The organism is Kurthia massiliensis (assembly GCF_000285555.1).
GTDB lineage: Bacteria > Bacillota > Bacilli > Bacillales_A > Planococcaceae > Kurthia > Kurthia massiliensis.
Genome location: NZ_HE610996.1, coordinates 359,945 through 378,917, shown reverse-complemented (window position 1 = coordinate 378,917; position 18,973 = coordinate 359,945). Strand labels below are relative to the sequence as shown.

At 42.2% G+C, this 18,973-nt stretch carries 18 protein-coding genes; 17 read left to right on the top strand and 1 reads right to left on the bottom strand.

The genetic code is table 11. The features are described 5' to 3' along the window. Nucleotide 1 precedes the first annotated feature (1 nt). The 3 genes from pyrF (at nucleotide 2) to KMHG_RS02260 (ending at nucleotide 2,366) form a co-directional block, all read left to right on the top strand. Nucleotides 2-706 (top strand): orotidine-5'-phosphate decarboxylase, encoded by a 705-nt coding sequence (gene pyrF, locus KMHG_RS02270; RefSeq protein WP_010286523.1) that lies wholly within the window; start codon nucleotides 2-4, stop codon nucleotides 704-706. A 2-nt stretch (nucleotides 707-708) separates the two neighbouring features. Further along, on the top strand, nucleotides 709-1,341 hold the full coding sequence (gene pyrE / locus KMHG_RS02265) for an orotate phosphoribosyltransferase (RefSeq protein WP_010286521.1): 633 nt from the start codon (nucleotides 709-711) through the stop codon (nucleotides 1,339-1,341). A 122-nt stretch (nucleotides 1,342-1,463) separates the two neighbouring features. Next, a complete protein-coding gene (locus KMHG_RS02260; protein ID WP_010286520.1) occupies nucleotides 1,464-2,366 on the top strand; it encodes a VOC family protein in 903 nt (300 codons plus the stop codon). A 217-nt stretch (nucleotides 2,367-2,583) separates the two neighbouring features. On the opposite strand, the gene KMHG_RS02255 is transcribed toward KMHG_RS02260, so the two are convergent. Then, nucleotides 2,584-4,269, bottom strand: a complete 1,686-nt coding sequence (locus tag KMHG_RS02255; RefSeq protein ID WP_010286518.1) for an Rqc2 family fibronectin-binding protein — start codon at nucleotides 4,267-4,269, stop codon at nucleotides 2,584-2,586. Between the two features lie 159 nt (nucleotides 4,270-4,428). Here KMHG_RS02255 and KMHG_RS02250 point away from each other — a divergent pair, with 159 nt between their 5' ends. The 14 genes from KMHG_RS02250 to KMHG_RS02185 all read left to right on the top strand — a co-directional run bounded on the left by KMHG_RS02250 (nucleotide 4,429) and on the right by KMHG_RS02185 (nucleotide 18,888). Next, nucleotides 4,429-5,304, top strand: coding sequence for a YicC/YloC family endoribonuclease (locus tag KMHG_RS02250; RefSeq protein WP_010286513.1), 876 nt, complete (start codon nucleotides 4,429-4,431; stop codon nucleotides 5,302-5,304). A 50-nt stretch (nucleotides 5,305-5,354) separates the two neighbouring features. Then, nucleotides 5,355-5,975, top strand: coding sequence for a guanylate kinase (gene gmk / locus KMHG_RS02245; RefSeq protein ID WP_010286510.1), 621 nt, complete (start codon nucleotides 5,355-5,357; stop codon nucleotides 5,973-5,975). A 3-nt stretch (nucleotides 5,976-5,978) separates the two neighbouring features. Further along, nucleotides 5,979-6,203: a DNA-directed RNA polymerase subunit omega gene (gene rpoZ, locus KMHG_RS02240; RefSeq protein WP_010286509.1), complete on the top strand. Its 225-nt coding sequence runs from the start codon at nucleotides 5,979-5,981 to the stop codon at nucleotides 6,201-6,203. A gap of 91 nt (nucleotides 6,204-6,294) precedes the next feature. Then, entirely contained in the window at nucleotides 6,295-7,497 is a 1,203-nt protein-coding gene (coaBC, locus tag KMHG_RS02235; protein WP_010286508.1) for a bifunctional phosphopantothenoylcysteine decarboxylase/phosphopantothenate--cysteine ligase CoaBC, read from the top strand. Further along, the gene (gene priA, locus KMHG_RS02230) at nucleotides 7,494-9,902 is read left to right on the top strand and encodes a primosomal protein N' (RefSeq protein WP_010286507.1); all 2,409 of its coding nucleotides are present in this window, start codon (nucleotides 7,494-7,496) and stop codon (nucleotides 9,900-9,902) included. The genes coaBC and priA overlap by 4 nt, the downstream gene beginning before the upstream one ends. A 14-nt stretch (nucleotides 9,903-9,916) precedes the next feature. Beyond that, nucleotides 9,917-10,426: a peptide deformylase gene (gene def, locus KMHG_RS02225; RefSeq protein WP_010286506.1), complete on the top strand. Its 510-nt coding sequence runs from the start codon at nucleotides 9,917-9,919 to the stop codon at nucleotides 10,424-10,426. Nucleotides 10,427-10,428: 2 nt separating this feature from the next. Further along, nucleotides 10,429-11,370, top strand: a complete 942-nt coding sequence (gene fmt / locus KMHG_RS02220) for a methionyl-tRNA formyltransferase (RefSeq protein ID WP_010286505.1) — start codon at nucleotides 10,429-10,431, stop codon at nucleotides 11,368-11,370. Beyond that, the gene (gene rsmB / locus KMHG_RS02215; RefSeq protein ID WP_010286504.1) at nucleotides 11,367-12,725 is read left to right on the top strand and encodes a 16S rRNA (cytosine(967)-C(5))-methyltransferase RsmB; all 1,359 of its coding nucleotides are present in this window, start codon (nucleotides 11,367-11,369) and stop codon (nucleotides 12,723-12,725) included. Before fmt ends, rsmB begins: the two co-directional genes overlap by 4 nt. Nucleotides 12,726-12,789: 64 nt before the next feature. Further along, nucleotides 12,790-13,902 carry a dual-specificity RNA methyltransferase RlmN gene (rlmN, locus tag KMHG_RS02210; RefSeq protein ID WP_010286502.1) on the top strand — a complete coding sequence of 371 codons (1,113 nt, stop codon included), beginning with the start codon at nucleotides 12,790-12,792 and terminating at the stop codon, nucleotides 13,900-13,902. 21 nt (nucleotides 13,903-13,923) lie between these two features. Further along, the gene (locus tag KMHG_RS02205) at nucleotides 13,924-14,670 is read left to right on the top strand and encodes a Stp1/IreP family PP2C-type Ser/Thr phosphatase (RefSeq protein WP_010286500.1); all 747 of its coding nucleotides are present in this window, start codon (nucleotides 13,924-13,926) and stop codon (nucleotides 14,668-14,670) included. Between the two features lie 3 nt (nucleotides 14,671-14,673). Beyond that, the gene (gene pknB, locus KMHG_RS02200) at nucleotides 14,674-16,674 is read left to right on the top strand and encodes a Stk1 family PASTA domain-containing Ser/Thr kinase (protein ID WP_010286498.1); all 2,001 of its coding nucleotides are present in this window, start codon (nucleotides 14,674-14,676) and stop codon (nucleotides 16,672-16,674) included. A 15-nt stretch (nucleotides 16,675-16,689) separates the two neighbouring features. After that, on the top strand, nucleotides 16,690-17,571 hold the full coding sequence (gene rsgA, locus KMHG_RS02195) for a ribosome small subunit-dependent GTPase A (RefSeq protein WP_010286495.1): 882 nt from the start codon (nucleotides 16,690-16,692) through the stop codon (nucleotides 17,569-17,571). Nucleotides 17,572-17,575: 4 nt separating this feature from the next. Continuing rightward, the gene (rpe, locus tag KMHG_RS02190) at nucleotides 17,576-18,238 is read left to right on the top strand and encodes a ribulose-phosphate 3-epimerase (protein ID WP_010286493.1); all 663 of its coding nucleotides are present in this window, start codon (nucleotides 17,576-17,578) and stop codon (nucleotides 18,236-18,238) included. Beyond that, on the top strand, nucleotides 18,238-18,888 hold the full coding sequence (locus KMHG_RS02185; protein WP_010286491.1) for a thiamine diphosphokinase: 651 nt from the start codon (nucleotides 18,238-18,240) through the stop codon (nucleotides 18,886-18,888). The genes rpe and KMHG_RS02185 overlap by 1 nt, the downstream gene beginning before the upstream one ends. Nucleotides 18,889-18,973: the final 85 nt, after the last annotated feature.

Genomic DNA, 18,973 nt, shown 5'->3' with positions numbered 1-18,973 from the left:
GATGAACACAAAGCCAATTATTGCATTAGATTTTCCAACACCTGAAGATGTGACAGCTTTCTTGTCACAATTTGATGAGTCATTATTTGTGAAGGTCGGCATGGAGCTGTATCTTCAAAATGGACCGTCAATTATTCGTGACATTAAAGCGATGGGTCATGACATTTTCTTAGACTTAAAACTGCACGATATTCCAAATACCGTGAAATCTGCAATGAAAGGCTTAGCGAAGCTTGATATCGATTTGGTCAACGTACACGCAGCAGGTGGTCTTCGGATGATGGAAGCCGCGCTAGAAGGCTTAAAAGAAGGTACACCAGCAGGTAAAGAACGTCCAGCATTAATTGCTGTCACACAGCTTACATCTACATCGCAAGCCCAAATGAACGACGAGCAACAAATCCCTGGTGCAATCCAAGATTCAGTAACGCATTTTGCACGTCTTGCAAAACAAGCTGGCTTAGATGGTGTCGTTTGTTCGGTACACGAAGCGAAGATGATTGAAGAAGCATGTGGCAAAGCATTTTTAAAAGTAACACCAGGCATTCGTTTAGCAGGTGGTGAAACGCACGACCAAAAACGTGTCGCAACACCACAAGTCGCACGTCAAGAAGGCTCAACGCAAATTGTTGTCGGTCGCGCGATTACACAAGCAGACGATGCACGCAACGCTTATCAAACAGTTACACAATTATGGGAGGATTAATGATGGCAATTCAACACGAAGTAGCAAAAGGTATGTTAGAAGTAGGAGCTGTAGAACTAAGCCCGAACGATTTATTCACATGGGCTTCAGGCATTAAATCACCAATTTATTGCGATACACGCTTAACGATTTCATTTCCGAAAGTACGTAAAATCATTGCACAAGGTTTAGCTGATTTAATTAACGAGAAATTCCCAGGTACAGAGCTTGTAGCGGGTACAGCAACAGCAGGTATTCCACATGCAGCATGGGTAGCAGACATTTTAGACCTTGCGATGGTATACGTTCGTTCAAAACCGAAAGATCACGGTCGCGGTAAACAAACAGAAGGTAAATTTGCAGAAGGCGCAAAAACAGTTGTCATCGAAGATATCGTGTCAACAGGCGGTTCATCAATTAACGCGGTTGAAGCGTTAAAACGTGAAGGAGCAGACGTTTTAGGCGTCGTATCTGTCTACTCATATCTTTTACCGAAAGCAATCGAAAACTTTGAAAAAGCGGGTGTACCTTACTACAGCCTGTCAAATTTCGAGGCATTAATTGAAGCGGCGAAAGAAACAGGTGCGATTGAAGAGTCAGATATCCCAGGCTTATTAACTTGGTATGAAGATTTAAAAGCAGGTAACTTAAAATAAGCATTGTTCAACAAGGGATGTGCGGTACAATCGTACATCCCTTTTTTTGACGAAAACTTGCAGAAGTTGCTAAAATATGATAAAACTTAGTTGTTAACTAGGAATTTGAGTGAGGGATTAGGATGACAACATTTAATATAGATGATCACCTTTCGATTGAGCGTGTCGTCATAAAGGTGATCGATTTAGAGCGTCAAACTGCTTTTTATGAAAAGGTAGTTGGCTTATCGATTGTAGAGAAAAAACAACAATATACGACGTTTTCAGCAGGTGAAGGCGAGCCGGTATTATTAGAACTACAAAAAGTAGCAGAAAAAATGCAACCAGCGATTAGCACAGGTTTATTTCATACAGCGTTTTTGCTACCAGATCGTGCGGCATTTGCAACGAAATTTTTTGACATATTACGCAACAAAGAAACGGTAGACAGTCCGTTAGAACAAGAAAATCGCTTTCCGCATTTTGAGCGTATTATTCCGATTGCTAAATTAGACAGTGCGAGCGATCATGGATATAGCGAAGCATTTTACTTATCAGATATTGAAGGGAACGGCATTGAAATTTATGCGGATCGTCCGCGCGAGCAGTGGGATCAATACCCAGGTGGTAGCAATCCATTAGATTTCAAAGCGTTAGCGCCGTTAGCAGACTTTGATACGGACGGTAAATTGCCAGCTGGTACGACGGTAGGGCACGTGCATTTACGTGTGGACCAATTTGAAGACACATTAGCGTTTTACAACGAAGTACTCGGATTTGAAAAACAAGAAGTGTACGATGACGTCTTTTTCGTCGGCGCCGGCGGGTATCACCACCATGTAGCTGGAAACACATGGTCAGGCGATAAACCAGCAAGACCAATCGACCGTCATAGCGGTTTAAAAGAGGTGCGCTTCTTATTATCATCAAAAGAAGCATTTGATGATTTCAAATTTCATGTGAAGCAACAAGTCGCTTTCCAAGATTTAGAGCACGCAATCGTCGTGACAGATCCAAGTGGCAATCGACTCGTATTTGCTTATTAAATAGATAAAAGGCGTTGCACGATATGATGCAACGCCTTTTTTATTGGTAGTTTTTTACGAATCAATCGTATTTCTTAAATGTTTGATCGTGTGATTTTGGGGAAAAATGACAATTGGAGATGGTGGCGATTTTAGGGAAAGGGAGATGTCGCGTCATTTCTTTGTCTATGAAAAAACACCCATGACTTGGGCGAACAAGTTGTGGGTGTTTTTCGCGTTATAGTTTCGTTAAGTTCATAATTTGTGCTTCATCTGGGTCGATGAAAATCGTTTTTTGCTCGAAGTAAATGACAAAACCTGGTTTTGAACCATTCGGTTTTTTCACATGTTTCGCTTGCGTATAGTCGACAGGAACCGAACCGGATTCACGCGCTTTACTGAAGTAAGCGGCTAAGTTCGCTGCTTCACGAATTGTCGGTTCATCTGGTGTATCGGTATGAATAACGACGTGTGAGCCTGGAATATCTTTTGTATGCATCCAAATTTCGTGTCGTTGTGCAATTTTGAACGTTAAGTAGTCGTTTTGTTTATTGTTTTTACCGACTGAAATACGTGTGCCTGTTGAAGACAAGTACTGTTCAGGTTGTGGCTTCGTCGATTTTTTACGACGTTTTGATTTTTTCATTTTTAAATAGCCTTGCTCTGCTAATTCTTCACGAATTTCTTCGATATCAGCAGGCGCTGCTTGTTCGACTTGTTGCATAACGATTTCGAAATATTCGATGTCAGCAGTCGTTTTGTCGATTTGTTCTTGCACCATAATGAGCGCGTTTTTATATTTGTTATATTTTGCATAGTAGCTTTGTGCATTTTCAATCGGCGTTTTACGTTCGCTAATTGGAATCGTTACAGGCTCATTCGTGTAATAATTCGTCAATGTTACTTCTTTCGGACCTTTTTCAAATGCGTATAAATTCGACATTAATAGTTCGCCGTACAATTGATATTGATCTAAATTTTGTGCACGTTTTAAATCTTTATCAAGTTTTTTCAGTTTTAATTTTAATTTGCTTAGTTCTGAATGAATCCAACGTTCTAAGTCGCCAGCTTGTTGTTTCACGCGGTCGCGTTCAGCACGTGCGAAAAATACGCGGTCTAGCAATGTACTAAGCGATGGATACGTCATTTTTTTCGCATCGATATGTGTTAAATCGATTGGTGAGAAAAATACTTTATTGCCTTCTTCAATATAAGTTGGTGTCGTACCACCTTGTTTAAATTCAGCGATAAATGGTTGGAAAGCATCTGCCATCGGTTGCTCATTTGTTGCGACGCGGTGGACAAATTCTTTCGCATGTAGCGGGCTAAAGCCGATAAAGTGTTGCACGATTTCTTGCGCATCGCGTGGTATGCCGAAGAAACCGTCTAATTCATTAATGGAAATGTTTAATGGATTTTCTTTATCTTGCTTTGGCGGTGCAACGTATTCGAAACCAGGCATCACCGTACGATAGCTGTTGATGCTTGGTGGTAAATGTTTTAAGCTATCAATGATTTTTTCGTTTTCATCGACGAGCACGAGATTACTATGGCGTCCCATAATTTCAGCGTATAGTTTACGCGTCGTCCGGTCGCCAATTTCGTTCGTTGCCGTAATCGTTAATACGATGACACGGTCAGCGCCGATTTGTTCGATCGATTCGATAAAGCCACCTTCGACGTGTTTACGTAGTAACGTACAAAACATCGGTGGTTCAGGTGGGTTTTCAATTGCTTGCTCTGTAATATGTACGCGAGCGTAAGATGGGTGAATTGAAAACAGTAGTTTTTGGTTTTGTCCATTTGAACGAATTGTACAAACGATTTCTTGTGAATTCGGTTGGTGGACACGTGCGATACGCCCTGTTACGAGCGGTTGCAGTTCTTTTGTCATTGCGACAGTAAATAAGCCATCATATGCCATATTCGAAAACCTCTTTCATTTCTAACGTCCTTTTATTTTAACATTTAAAGGAGAAGATGTGTCTTTTAATCAATTGGATGAATTTTTAAAATCGACAAAGAAAAATAACTTTTGCTATGCTATACTTATACTATTATGCAAAGAAGGATGTGACTGACCTTGGTTCGTAGCATGACTGGATTTGGTAGGGGTGTCACACAGACGGAGCATTTTCAACTAACGGTTGAAATACGTTCGGTGAATCATCGCTTTTTAGAAATTGCGAGTCGATTTCCAAAAGAGTGGATGGAAGCTGAACTAGCGGCGAAAAAGCTCATTCAATCAAAGCTTTCTCGTGGTAAGATTGATATCTCTGTCTTTGTGAATGAAAATCAACAGCATGAGCAGGCAATGGTCATTAATTGGCCACTTGTAAATGCCTACAAGGAGGCGCGTCAGTCGCTGGCGGCACAAGTTCCGTTGAAAACGGAATGGGATATGTCCGAGTTGCTCGCATTAGACGGTGCGCTGACAGTCGAGGCGAAGGAATTGCCACATGATGAAATTATTCGTGCAGTGAAAGAAGCCGTGTCACAAGCATTAGATCAACTAATTTTAATGCGTGAACGTGAAGGTGCTGTATTGGAAGAAGTCATGCGAGGCTTTAAACGAGAGCTCATTGCGCAAATCGAAATCATTCGCCAAGTATCTGGTGAAGCTGTTTCGAAATATCGCGATAAGCTTTTATTACGAATCAAAGAAGTGACAGAAAGTGCGATCGTCGACGAACGCGTATTGACAGAAGTTGCGGTATTTGCGGAAAAAATCGATATAGCAGAAGAGCTAGATCGCTTAAATAGTCATTTAAAACAATTGGATGAAACGCTTGCAGAAGAAATATCAATTGGGCGTAAGCTGGATTTCCTTCTGCAAGAGATTCATCGTGAAACGAACACGATCGGCTCTAAAAACCAATCGTCAGATGCATTTGTGGCAGTGGTGCAAATGAAATCAGTTCTTGAAAAAATGAGAGAACAAGTGCAAAATATTGAATAATCACTGAAGAACATGTAAAATAATTAATTTGGAACGATGAGGGAGAACAAATGATAAAAGAACGTGGATTATTAATTGTCCTATCTGGTCCATCTGGTGTTGGTAAAGGGACTGTCCGTAAGGCGTTATTCTCACAACCGGATACGAACTATGAATACTCTATTTCAATGACAACGCGTAAGCCGCGTGAAGGTGAAGTAGATGGAGTGGATTACTTCTTTAAAGAAAAAGAAGACTTTGAACAACTAATCGAAGAAGGTAAGTTATTAGAGTACGCTGAATATGTAGGCAACTACTATGGCACACCTATTGACTATGTAAACCAAACGTTAGATGCAGGTCGTGACGTTTTCTTAGAAATCGAAGTACAAGGTGCGACACAAATTCGTGAAAAAGCACCACATGCTTTATTTATCTTCCTTGCACCGCCTAGTTTATCAGAATTACAAGCGCGCCTAGTTGGTCGTGGTACGGAGACGGAAGAAGTCATCCAAAACCGTATTGCTGCTGCAAATGCTGAGCTTGAAATGATGAATCTATACGATTATGTCGTTGAAAATGATGAAGTAGAGCTTGCATGTGAACGCATCAACGCTATTATCTTAGCTGAACACTGCCGTCGTGAACGTGTAGAAAAACAATATTTAGCTATGTTGAAAGGGGAAAAATAACCGATGATCTATCCATCAGTTGACGTATTAAAAACAAAAATTGATTCAAAATATTCTTTAGTAAGCCTTGCTTCTAAACGCGCACGCGCAATGCAAGATGGCTCACCTGAGCTTCTTTCTGATTATCGATCAGTGAAAAACGTAGGTAAAGCACTTGAAGAAGTTGCAGCTGGCGTTTTATTAAAAGAAAAACAAGACGAATCAAAAGTATACGAAGACGAAGTTTAATTTCGCCATCAACAACATTACTCGATGAAGAATCGAAGAAGCTCCCAGGTTGGTTCTTGGGGGCTTTCTATTTTATTGGGGAGGAATTTGTATGCTACTGAATAAAAAAATTCTACTATGTGTATGTGGCGGTATCGCCGTTTATAAAGCGGTCGCCCTTGTGAGTAAACTGACACAAGCAGGCGCTACTGTGAAAGTGATCATGACGGAATCTGCGCGTCAGTTCGTCAATCCATTAAGTTTTCAAGTAATGTCTAAAAATGACGTGTTTTACGATACGTTCGATGAAAAAGATTCAAGCGTCATCGCGCACATCGATTTAGCAGACTGGGCAGACCTCGTACTCGTTGCACCAGCAACTGCCAATGTGATCGGTAAATTAGCAAACGGTATTGCAGACGATATGGTAACAACGACGCTGCTTGCAACGACAGCACCTGTATGGGTTGCACCAGCGATGAACGTTCATATGTATGATCATCCAGCGGTGCTACGCAATATCGACCGATTGTATGCAGATGGAATTCGCTTTATCGAGCCGTCTGCCGGTTATTTAGCATGTGGCTACGTCGGTAAAGGTCGTTTAGAAGAACCTGAAAAAATTGTGTCAATCATGAGTAAGTTTTTTGAGCCACAGCAAAAACCACTCGCAGGTAAAAAAGTGATCGTTTCGGCAGGACCGACATTAGAGCGAATTGATCCTGTCCGTTATTTATCAAATTTCTCAAGTGGCAAAATGGGCTATGCGATGGCCGAAGCAGCACGCGATTTAGGCGCAGATGTGACGCTCGTGCATGGACCGGTTTCACTCGCAGATCCACACGGCATGAAAGTCGTAGCAATTGAAAGTGCACAGCAAATGCTAGAAGCCATTATGAAAGAATACGACGAGGCAGCAATCGTCATTAAAGCGGCAGCAGTTGCGGATTATCGTCCGAAATATGCTGCGGCACAAAAAGTGAAAAAACAAGACGGTGATGCAGTAATTGAACTAGTGCGTACACCGGATATTTTAGCGACACTCGGCCAACAAAAACAACATCAGTTGCTCGTCGGATTTGCTGCAGAAACGAACGATGTTGAAACGTACGCGCTCGGCAAACTGCAACGTAAAAATGCAGATTATATTATTGCTAACGACGTTTCAAAATCAGACCGTGGTTTCGGTGCAGACAAAAATACCGTAACGCTTTACGGTCATGATTTCCAACAAAGTTTCCCATCGATGACGAAAACGACGCTTGCAAAACAATTGCTAGACGTGATCGTCGAACGTTCAGGTGTTGCCAAATGATCGCAAAAGTCATTGTTGACGTCTCTGCCTATCCGGTAGACCGTCCGTTTGATTATGGGGTACCAGAAAGTTTACAACATTTAGTCGAGGCAGGCAGTCGTGTCAAAGTTCCGTTTGGCCCGCGCAATGTGATCGGCTTTATTGTCGGTTTTAGCGATACGACAGATGTGCCAGCAGGTAAGCTGAAAAATATCGCAGAACTGCTAGATTTAGCGCCTGTGTTAACGGCGGAAATGCTAGAGATGGCGAAGTGGTTGACGCAAAAAACGTTATGTTATGAAATTGATGCGCTGCAAATAATGTTGCCGAATGCTTTGCGTGCGAAGTATGAAAAGCGTGTGTTATTAAAAGTACCTGTCGAGCAATTAACGCCAGACTTACAAGCGCTATTTGGCAAACGTGAAAAAGCGAACTACAAGTTATTTGAACAGCAAGGACTATTAACGCCATTAAAACATGCGTTACGCGACGGTCAAGTCGAAGTTGTAACCGTTGTGAAACAACAAGGTAAAACGAAAACCGTTCGTAAAATTAAAATTCATGACGATAAATTTTTCTTACAAAATCTTGCGGAACAAATGGGCTTGCGTGCGAAAAAACAATTGCATGCCGTCCAATGGATGTCAGAACATGCAGGTGAACAATTTGTGCCGAGTGAACTATGTGCGTTAATCGATGTATCAGAAGCTGTACTGAAAGCAGTTGTTGAAAAAGGGGCCGCATCGTTTATCTATGAAGAAACGTATCGCGACCCGTTTACGAAAGACGTCGCGCATACGTCGGCACTGACGCTCACAGATGAACAACAAACAGCGCTTGCAAAAATCAATGAGGCTTATGACGCGCATCGTGCTGAAACGTTTTTATTGCAAGGGATTACCGGTAGTGGGAAAACTGAAGTGTATTTACAAGCGATTCAACACGTCATGCAAGAAGGTAAACAAGCAATTGTGCTCGTACCAGAAATTTCGTTAACGCCACAAATGACTGAACGATTCCGCGCGCGCTTTGGCGATGCGGTAGCGGTCATGCATAGCGGCTTATCAATGGGTGAAAAATACGATGAATGGCGCAAAGTACAGCGTGGGGAAGTGAGCGTGGTCGTCGGTGCGCGTTCTGCTATCTTTGCACCGTTTACGAACGTTGGACTCATCATTTTAGATGAAGAACATGAGTCTACGTATAAGCAAGAAGATACACCACGTTATCATGCGCGTGATGCCGCAATTTGGCGCAGTCAGTTTTACAATTGTCCGGTTATTTTAGGTAGCGCAACACCTTCTCTTGAATCATCGGCACGTGCACAAAAAGGACGTTATACGTTGCTCACATTGACAGAACGTGCGAAGACACAAGCGCTTCCAACGGTCGAAATCGTCGATATGCGTGAAGAACTACATACGGGTAATCGCTCGATGTTTTCACGTGCGCTCGCTGATGGTATTCGTGAACGACTAGCACGCAATGAGCAAATCGTCTTGTTTTTAAATCGACGCGGTTTCTCATCTTTCGTGCTTTGTCGTGATTGTGGGACGGTCGTACAATGTAAAAACTGTGATATTTCGATGACGTACCATAAATTTAGTCATTCGCTGAAATGTCACTATTGTGGCTATGAAGAACCGATGCCTGAAAAGTGCCCAAGCTGTGAAAGTGAACATATTCGCTTTTTCGGTACAGGAACGCAAAAAATCGAAGAAGAATTGCATAAAGTATTTCCAGAGGCGCGCGTGTTACGTATGGATGTCGATACGACGCGTCAAAAGGGTGCGCATGAGCAAATTTTAGACGCATTCGGACGCGGGGAAGCAGACATTTTACTCGGCACGCAAATGATTGCGAAAGGGCTCGATTTCCCGAACATTACGCTCGTCGGGGTCATGAGTGCTGATACGTCACTGAATTTGCCGGATTTCCGTGCATCAGAGCGAACGTTCCAATTGCTGACGCAAGTAAGTGGACGTGCAGGACGTCACGAATTACCTGGACAAGTCGTCATTCAAACGTACACGCCAGAACATTATGCGATTGCCCTTGCAAAAGACCAACATTACGAACCATTTTATGAACGTGAGATGAAAATGCGTCGTCGTTTTAGCTATCCACCGTACTTTTTCGTCGTGCTTATTCAAATTAGTCACGAAAATGCGATGAAGGCAGCAGACTATGCGCATAAAGCGATGCGTTTCATTCAAGCAAATTTATCGCCACAAGTTGGCTTAATTGGACCGACGCCGGCATCAATTGCGCGAATCCAAAATAGATATCGTTATCAATGTTTGATAAAATATAAAGTAGAGCCTAATTTGACTGAGGCATTGAAACAATTAATTAAAATGTACCGCACGGACTGGATAAAAGATGGCGTTCAGCTATTCGTTGATCTTGATCCGTCGTCGATATAGAAAAGAGGATTTTCATGACGATTTTAAAAGTAGTCACAGAACCAGCTGACGTATTGTTAGCAGAAGCAAAACCCGTTACAAAATTTGATGCGAAACTGCACAAATTGTTAGACGATATGTATGAAACAATGGTTGATAGCGAAGGCGTCGGCATCGCTGCACCACAAGTAAACGAATCAATTCAAGCATGCATCGTGTTATTAAACATTGATACGGAAGATGAAGAAGAAATGCTTGAATTAATCAATCCAGAAATCGTGCAATACTCTGATGATACGAACGTTGATTTAGAAGGTTGCTTAAGCATTCCTGAACAATTCGGCGATGTAGAACGTTCAAACGGCGTACGTGTTGAATTCGATGACCGTAATGGCAAACATTACAAATTAGAAGCGTACGGCTATGATGCACGCGTCATTCAACACGAAATCGACCACTTACACGGCGTATTGTTTACGACGAAAGCGGAAAAAATGTATACACCAGAAGAAATGGCAGAAATGTTTGAGGAAGAGGAGGAATAACATTGACGTCAATCGTATTTATGGGGACACCGGCATTCTCAGTCCCAGTACTTCAAATGTTAGTAGAGGAAGGCTATGACGTACTAGCCGTTGTGACACAACCAGACCGTCCAGTAGGTCGTAAACGTGTGTTAACACCACCTCCAGTAAAAGTAGCAGCACTTGAACTTGGTTTACCAGTTATTCAGCCTGAAAAATTACGCGGCTCCGAAGAACTACAACAAATTATCGACTTACAACCAGATTTAGTCGTGACAGCAGCATTCGGTCAAATTTTACCGAAATCATTACTTGATACGCCAAAACTTGGTTGCGTGAATGTGCACGCGTCATTATTACCGAAATATCGTGGTGGCGCACCAATCCATCAAGCAGTACTTGATGGTGAAGCGGAAACAGGCGTTACAATTATGTATATGGCGGAAAAATTAGATGCAGGTGATATTATTTCACAACGTGCCATCGCGATTGAAGACCATCATACGACAGGTCAATTATTCGATGAATTAAGCATCATCGGTCGCGACCTTTTAAAAGAAACGATTCCAGCAATTGTTGCGGGTACGAACGAACGTATCGCGCAAGACGAATCGAAAGTAACATTTGCACACAACATTTCTCGTGAGCAAGAACGTATTGATTGGTCAAAATCAGCACGTACAGTATTCAACCAAGTACGTGGCTTAAATTCTTGGCCGGTCGCTTATACGACATTAGACGGTGACAATGTGAAAGTATGGGCAGTACGTGAGTCTGCTGAAACGACAACAGAAGCACCAGGTACAGTCATTGCGAAAGCAAAAAAATTCTTCACCGTAGCATGTGGTGAAGGTACTGCAGTCGATGTATTAGAATTACAACCTGCAGGTAAAAAAGCGATGCCAGCTGTAAACTATTTAAACGGCGTAGGCTCGAAATTAGCGATTGGGGATCGATTTGAATGAGTAAAAAGAAGAAAGCCCCTATTTGGGACGGCAATGTGCGCGATGCAGCGTTAACAATTTTGCTGGCAGTAGACGAAAAGCAAGCTTACAGCAATTTATTGCTACACCAAACGATTGAAAAATATCACATTGATGCAAAAGACCGTGGCTTATTAACGGAGCTGACGTACGGTACGCTTCAATACAAATTAACGCTAGACTATTATTTAGAACCTTACGTACGTGGGAAATTAGATACGTGGGTACGTTGGTTATTACGTTTATCACTTTACCAAATTGCGTATTTAGATAAAATTCCAGATCACGCAGCTGTGAACGAAGCGGTTGAAATCGCAAAACACCGCGCACGTCACGGCGGTATCGCAGCGACAGTGAACGGTATCCTGCGTTCAATTTTACGTAATGGTTTACGTGAAACGACGGATATCAAAGATACAGCACAACGTATCGCAATTGAAACGAGTCACCCAGAATGGCTTGTGCGCCGTTACATCGACGGCTTTGGTGTCGAAGTCACTGAAGATATGTTAATCGAAAACAACTTCCCACCACTTCAAACAGTTCGTGTGAATGCAACAAAAGCAGATACACGCGGCGGTTTAGAAGCACTATGGGAAGAAAAATATGCAGTGCGTCGTAGCGAAAATGTCCCTGAATGTTTACATGTCATTGAAGGCCAACCAGCTCGTTCACAAGCATTCGCAGACGGTATTATTACGATTCAAGACGAAAGCTCAATGTTACCAGCATATGCTTTAGATGTACAACCTGGCATGCGTGTTTACGATATGTGTGCAGCCCCTGGTGGTAAAACGACACATATCGCTGAAAAAATGAACAACGAAGGCGAGTTAATTGCGACAGACCTTCATAAGCATAAAATTAAATTAATTCAAGAAAACGCAGATCGTCTTGGCTTATCGATTATTAAAACAAGTGTATTAGACGGCCGTAAAGCAACCGATGAATTTGAAGCGGCATCATTTGACCGTATTTTAGTCGATGCTCCTTGTAGCGGTTTAGGCGTCATCCGTCGTAAGCCAGATATTAAGTACACGAAAACAGAAGAAGATTTTGCGTCATTACACAAAATCCAAGTTGATTTATTAGATGCAGCGTACGAATTATTAAAACCTCAAGGCAAAATGGTTTACAGTACGTGTACAATTGATAAAATGGAGAACAATGGAACAGTTGAGGCATTTTTAGCGAAACATCCTGATATGCAACTGGCACCTGTTGAAAATGCACCAGAAGCTGCAGTCGGTTTACGTGAAGAAGGCATGATGCAAGTATTCCCACAACAGTTCAACAGCGATGGTTTTTTTGTCGCTTCATTTGTGAAAAAAGGCTAATTGAAATAACTAAGTGCTGAATGGGCAAAGGCCCCTAAGCCACAGTAATAAGGAGATTCCAACAGTGGAACAACAAAATCAAACACCAGAAACAACAACAAAACGCGTGAAAAAGGAAAAACCAGTATTACGCGAATCAATTTATTCATTACTACCAGAAGACTTAGAACAATGGTTAAAAGATAACGGCGAAAAAGCGTTCCGTGCGAAACAAATTTTCGATTGGTTATACGTGAAACGCGTCGGCACATTCGAAGATATGAGCAACCTTTCAAAAGCGTTACGTGATAAATTAGAAGCGAGCTTCGCATTTAGCACGTTATCAACACTTGTAAAACAAGAATCAAAAGACGGTACGATTAAGTTTTTATTCCAATTACAAGACGGTTACTCAATTGAAACCGTATTAATGCGTCATAACTATGGGAACTCAATTTGTGTGACAACACAAGTCGGTTGCCGTATCGGTTGTACGTTCTGTGCGTCAACACTTGGCGGCTTAAAACGTCACCTTTTAGCAGGTGAAATCGTTGAGCAAGTCGTAAAAGTACAACGCCAATTAGATGAGTTAAATGAACGTGTATCAAGCGTTGTGATTATGGGTATCGGCGAACCGTTCGATAACTACGACAACATGATGCAATTTTTACGTATCATTAACCATAAACAATCATTAAACATCGGTGCACGTCACATTACCGTATCAACATCTGGTATCGTACCGAAAATTTACAAATTTGCAGATGAAGAGCTACAAATTAACTTTGCGGTATCACTGCATGCACCAAACCAAGAAGCACGTCAAAAATTAATGCCTATCGCAAAAGCTTACAAATTAGATGAGCTATTAAAAGCGGTAAAATACTATACAGAAAAAACTGGCCGTCGTGTCAGCTTCGAGTACGGTTTAATGTCTGGTCAAAACGATTCTACAGACATTGCGAATGAGTTAGCGGATTTAATTAAAGATATTAAATGTCACGTCAACTTAATTCCAATCAACTACGTACCAGAACGCGATTACGTACGTACATCACGCAGTAGTATTTTCGCTTTCGAACGCACTTTAAAAGACCGCGGTATTAACGTAACGATTCGTCGTGAACAAGGTTCAGATATCGCTGCGGCATGTGGTCAATTACGTGCGCAAGAGCGTGAAGAAGAAACTGCACACTAATTGTTGAAGAGGTGAAGTGCCTTGAGATTTACGGTTGAAAGTGATATTGGTAGGAAGCGAACGCTCAATGAAGATCGAGCAGTCGTATTGACGAATGCAGTCGGTATGCAACTAGCAATCGTTGCAGATGGCATGGGCGGGCATAACGCCGGCGATGTCGCGAGCACGATGGCCGTTGACGGATTCGCAGCGTCATTTAATGCAATACAAAAACCTTTTGAAACAGCAACAGCACAGCGCGCATGGCTTGATCAAACGATTAAACAAGTCAACAAAGACATATACAACTATTCATTAACACACGACGAATGCCAAGGCATGGGTACAACACTTATTGCGGCATTCATCGCGGGAGATGATGTGATGATTTGTCATATTGGTGATAGTCGTGCGTACGTTTTATCAAAAGCTTCGATTACGCAAATTACACGCGATCATTCTTACGTGAACGTGCTCGTCGAAACCGGGCAAATTAGCGAAGCAGAAGCGCAAGTACATCCACAAAAAAACTACATCATAAAATCTTTAGGCACCGAGGCAACAATTGAACCAGACTACTATCAGGTACAATTGTTGCCTTATTCCTATCTATTAATATGTTCAGATGGCCTTAGCAATAAGCTAATGTCTTCTGAATTACATAGCGTTGTGATGACTCAAACGACGTTAGCGGCAAAAGGGCGCGAATTGATTCGACGCGCCAATTTGTATGGTGGCGAAGATAACATTTCTTGCATCTTATTAGAAGCACAGCGAGAGGAGGTGTAGCGTATGCTAATCGGAAAACGTATTGGTGGACGCTATAAAATTCTCAAACTGATCGGTGGTGGCGGCATGTCGAACGTCTATTTGGCGCACGATGCTATTTTAGATCGCGATGTGGCGATTAAAATTTTACGCTACAACTTTTCAGATGAAGATGAATTGCATCGTCGTTTTCAACGAGAAGCGTCGTCATCTACGAGCTTAACGCATCCGAATATCGTATCGATTTACGATGTCGGAGAAGAAGATGATATGTATTATTTAGTGATGGAATATATTAAAGGGCAAACGTTGAAACAATATATTCAGCAATACGCGCCACTTTCGCCACAGCGCGCGGTGAAAATTATGGTACAACTGACGTCAGCAATTGCGAATGCACACCAAAATCAAATTATTCATCGTGACATTAAGCCACAAAACATTTTGATGGATGAAGATGGCAACGTGAAAATTAGCGATTTTGGTATTGCGATGGCTCTATCGGCGACATCATTTACGAAAACGAACTCAGTACTTGGGACGGTGCATTATTTATCACCAGAGCAAGCGCGTGGGGGTATTGCGACCGTTAAGTCAGATATGTATGCGCTCGGTATCGTGTTATACGAATTACTAACAGGACAGCTGCCATTTTCAGGGGAGTCTGCTGTGTCGATTGCGCTTAAACATTTGCAATCGGAAACACCGTCCGTGCGTCAAATCGTGCCGTCTATTCCACAAAGTTTAGAAAATGTCGTGTTAAAGGCGACAGCGAAAGATCCACGTTATCGCTACGATTCAGTTGAAGCGATGCGCGAAGATTTAGAAACGGTGCTAGATGATGCACGTGCGCACGATGCGAAATTTATCGTGCCAGAAGATATTGAAAAAACGAAGGCAATTCCAGTGATTCGAGACTTCGTGCCAGCGCCACCAGATGAAGAAGTGACGCGGGTAATGGCAGTAGAAAAAACGCCGGAGCCAAAGCCAGTTGAAACGCCGAAAAAGAAAAAGCACAACAAATGGCTCGTGACGCTAGGCATACTCGCTGTCTTCATGTTGTTATTTTCAGCGACGCTCGTATTATTCCCACAGTTATTTAAACCGAAGCAAGTAACCGTGCCTGACGTTTCAGACATTGCACTCGAAAAAGCATTAGATGACATTCAAGAGGCAGGGCTGTCGATTGGGAAACGTTCGATGCAATATTCGGATACAATCGCAAATGGCAATGTCATCGTAACGATGCCAGGCGCTGGTAAAAAGGTTGACCAACATACAGAAGTTGATTTAGTCGTTTCAGAAGGAAAAGAAGAAGTGACGATGAATGACTATGTTGGTCGCGATATAAACCAAGTGAAAAAGTTATTAACGAAGCAAGGGTTTGACGTTAAAATTAAAAAGCAATTTTCGGAGCAACCGGTTAATCAAATTTTAACGCAGTCACCGAAGGCGGGAAAAACAGTCGTACCAAATGAGACGACTGTGACGCTAACGATTAGTAAAGGGATTGAAACGTTTGCGCTGGCGAATTTACTCGGCTATTCAACGCAGCAGTTGCAAGATTATGCGGCAAAGACAGGTTCCAATATTCGAATTACCGATGAAAAATATTCGGATACGATTGAAAAAGGGCATGTACTTTCACAAAATCCACCAGCAGGGACGACGCTTTCAAAAGGCAATGACGTGACCGTCGTCGTCTCAAAAGGCGTTGAAGAGAAAGCGACAAAAACGCTCATTCGTACGATTGAAATACCGTATGACGATATGAATGAGGCGTCAGCAGACGAAGAGGCACCAGAAACAGAAATCGAAGCACCGACACGTACGCCACAAAAAATTAATATTTATATTCAAGATAAAGATCATCAAGTAACGGCCGTTTATCAAACGTTTACGATTACGGAAACGACGACGAAACGCTTAAAACTTGTCATTGAAGAAGGTAGCGAAGGCATTTATCGTATTACGCGTGACGATGAAACGATTTATGACGAAACAATTTTGTATGATGATCTATAAAATAGGAGGAACAGTATGGCAACAGGCCAAATTCGAAAAGCATTAAGTGGTTTTTATTACGTCCAAGATGGCGACAAATTGATTCAAACGAGAGGGCGCGGCGTTTTCCGTAAACGTGGCATTACACCGCTCGTTGGCGATTTTGTTGAATATGAAGTGGAAGGAGATAATGACGGTACATTGACGAAAGTGGCAGAACGTAAAAATGAACTCGTTCGTCCACCAATCGCAAATATCGACCAAGCGATTCTCGTCTTTTCTGTCGTAGAACCAGATTTCAACACGATTTTATTAGACCGCTTTTTAGTCGTATTAGAATCGTTCCACATTCAACCGCTTATTTGTTTAACGAAAATGGATTTATTAAACGATGCGCAACGTGAAAGCATTGCACGTTATAAAGCGGATTATGAAGCAATCGGCTATACGGTCGTCGAAACGTTCAAAGACGATGCGACGATTCTTGAAAAAATCCGTCCACTGTTAGAAGGAAAAACGACAGTGCTTGCAGGGCAATCAGGTGTTGGAAAATCAACATTATTAAATACGTTAATGCCGATGTTAAATTTAAAAACGGGTGTTATTTCTGACGCGCTAGGACGCGGGAAACATACGACACGTCACGTAGAATTAATTGAAGTGGCAGGTGGTTTAATTGCAGATACACCTGGTTTTAGTTCGTTTGATTTTGATACAATAGAAAAAGAGGAATTAACGTACTGTTTCCCGGACTTGACACGTTTGTCAGAAGACTGCAAATTCCGCGGTTGTCTGCACGTGAAAGAGCCGAAATGTGCGGTGAAAGCAGCACTCGAAACAGGTGACTTGCAGCAATACCGCTACGATCACTATCTACAATTCCTACAAGAAATTACAGATAGAAAGCCGAGGTACTAACATTATGATTAAAATTGCACCATCTATTCTAGCAGCCGATTTCGGTAAATTAGTAGAAGAAGTAAAAGATGTTGAAAAAGCAGGAGCAGATTTGATTCACGTAGATGTCATGGATGGCCATTTCGTGCCGAACATTTCATTCGGTGCAATCGCTATGGATGCGATTCGTCCACATACGAACGTGCCATTAGACGTGCATTTAATGATTGAAAATCCTGATCAATATATCGAACAATTTGCCAAAGCGGGTGCAGCATACATCACTGTACACGTAGAAGCTTGTCGACATTTACATCGTACGATTCAATTGATTCGTTCATACGGCGTAAAACCTGGTGTCGTGTTAAATCCACATACACCAATCGACACGATCAAACACGTATTAGAAGATATCGATATGGTGCTTCTAATGACAGTAAACCCTGGATTTGGTGGTCAAAAATTCATTCATTCTGTCGTACCAAAAATTCAAGAACTTTCAGATACGATCAAAGCGAAAAACTTAGATGTCGCGATTGAAATCGACGGTGGCGTCAACGCCGAAACAATCGTACCATGTGCCAAAGCAGGCGCAACGGTGTTTGTCGCTGGCTCTGCAATCTTCGGTAAAGAAGACCGTCAAGCAGCGCTTACAGCAATTAAAGAAGCAGGACTTGCAGCGCTTTAATGCACGTTATTATTTGCGCAGGAGGTCCACAGGAGGAGGTCGCTACGCGCGACGTCCTCCTTTCTTTTAACGACGCCATTTTTATCGGAGCCGACCACGGCACGATTTATTTATTAGAACATGGAATTACACCTCATATGGCTGTTGGTGACTTTGATTCACTATCAGACGCCGAATGGGCACGCGTAACGGACGCTGTGCCAAATATCGAGCGTCATGCACCAGAAAAAGATGAGACCGACACAGAGCTTGCGATTTTGCGCGCATTAGAGATGCAACCAGACCGCATTACACTCATCGGTGCAACGGGCGGTCGACTCGATCACTACGCAGCGAATTTACATCTCGTGTACCGCTTACAAAAAGCAACACCAAATTGTCACATCTGTATGATGAATAAGACGAATGAATTAAGTTTCTTATTTCCTGGAACGACTGAACTGCCATATGACGATCGTTATCAATACGTATCGTTTTTTGCATTCGGTAGCGACGTACCAGATGTGACGTTACGCGGTGTCGCCTATGAAACGACAGCGGAACTTGTCACGATGGGAACGACGCGTTTTACGAGCAATGAAGTCATTTCTCCGAATGCGACAGTTACATTTTCACAAAGTGCTTTATTGATGATTCGTAGTAACGATTAATATATGAATATACAGAAAAAGGTAGTGCAAATAAAAATTGCACTACCTTTTTTGCACAAAAAAACACCTTGCGCGAAGCAAGGTG

Coding starts and splice junctions, on each gene's coding strand:
- pyrF (WP_010286523.1), top strand. CDS start 2: ATGAACACAAAGCCAATTATTGCATTAGATTTTCCAACACCTGAAGAT.
- pyrE (WP_010286521.1), top strand. CDS start 709: ATGGCAATTCAACACGAAGTAGCAAAAGGTATGTTAGAAGTAGGAGCT.
- KMHG_RS02260 (WP_010286520.1), top strand. CDS start 1,464: ATGACAACATTTAATATAGATGATCACCTTTCGATTGAGCGTGTCGTC.
- KMHG_RS02255 (WP_010286518.1), bottom strand. CDS start 4,269: ATGGCATATGATGGCTTATTTACTGTCGCAATGACAAAAGAACTGCAA.
- gmk (WP_010286510.1), top strand. CDS start 5,355: ATGATAAAAGAACGTGGATTATTAATTGTCCTATCTGGTCCATCTGGT.
- rpoZ (WP_010286509.1), top strand. CDS start 5,979: ATGATCTATCCATCAGTTGACGTATTAAAAACAAAAATTGATTCAAAA.
- coaBC (WP_010286508.1), top strand. CDS start 6,295: ATGCTACTGAATAAAAAAATTCTACTATGTGTATGTGGCGGTATCGCC.
- priA (WP_010286507.1), top strand. CDS start 7,494: ATGATCGCAAAAGTCATTGTTGACGTCTCTGCCTATCCGGTAGACCGT.
- def (WP_010286506.1), top strand. CDS start 9,917: ATGACGATTTTAAAAGTAGTCACAGAACCAGCTGACGTATTGTTAGCA.
- rsmB (WP_010286504.1), top strand. CDS start 11,367: ATGAGTAAAAAGAAGAAAGCCCCTATTTGGGACGGCAATGTGCGCGAT.
- pknB (WP_010286498.1), top strand. CDS start 14,674: ATGCTAATCGGAAAACGTATTGGTGGACGCTATAAAATTCTCAAACTG.
- rsgA (WP_010286495.1), top strand. CDS start 16,690: ATGGCAACAGGCCAAATTCGAAAAGCATTAAGTGGTTTTTATTACGTC.
- rpe (WP_010286493.1), top strand. CDS start 17,576: ATGATTAAAATTGCACCATCTATTCTAGCAGCCGATTTCGGTAAATTA.
- KMHG_RS02185 (WP_010286491.1), top strand. CDS start 18,238: ATGCACGTTATTATTTGCGCAGGAGGTCCACAGGAGGAGGTCGCTACG.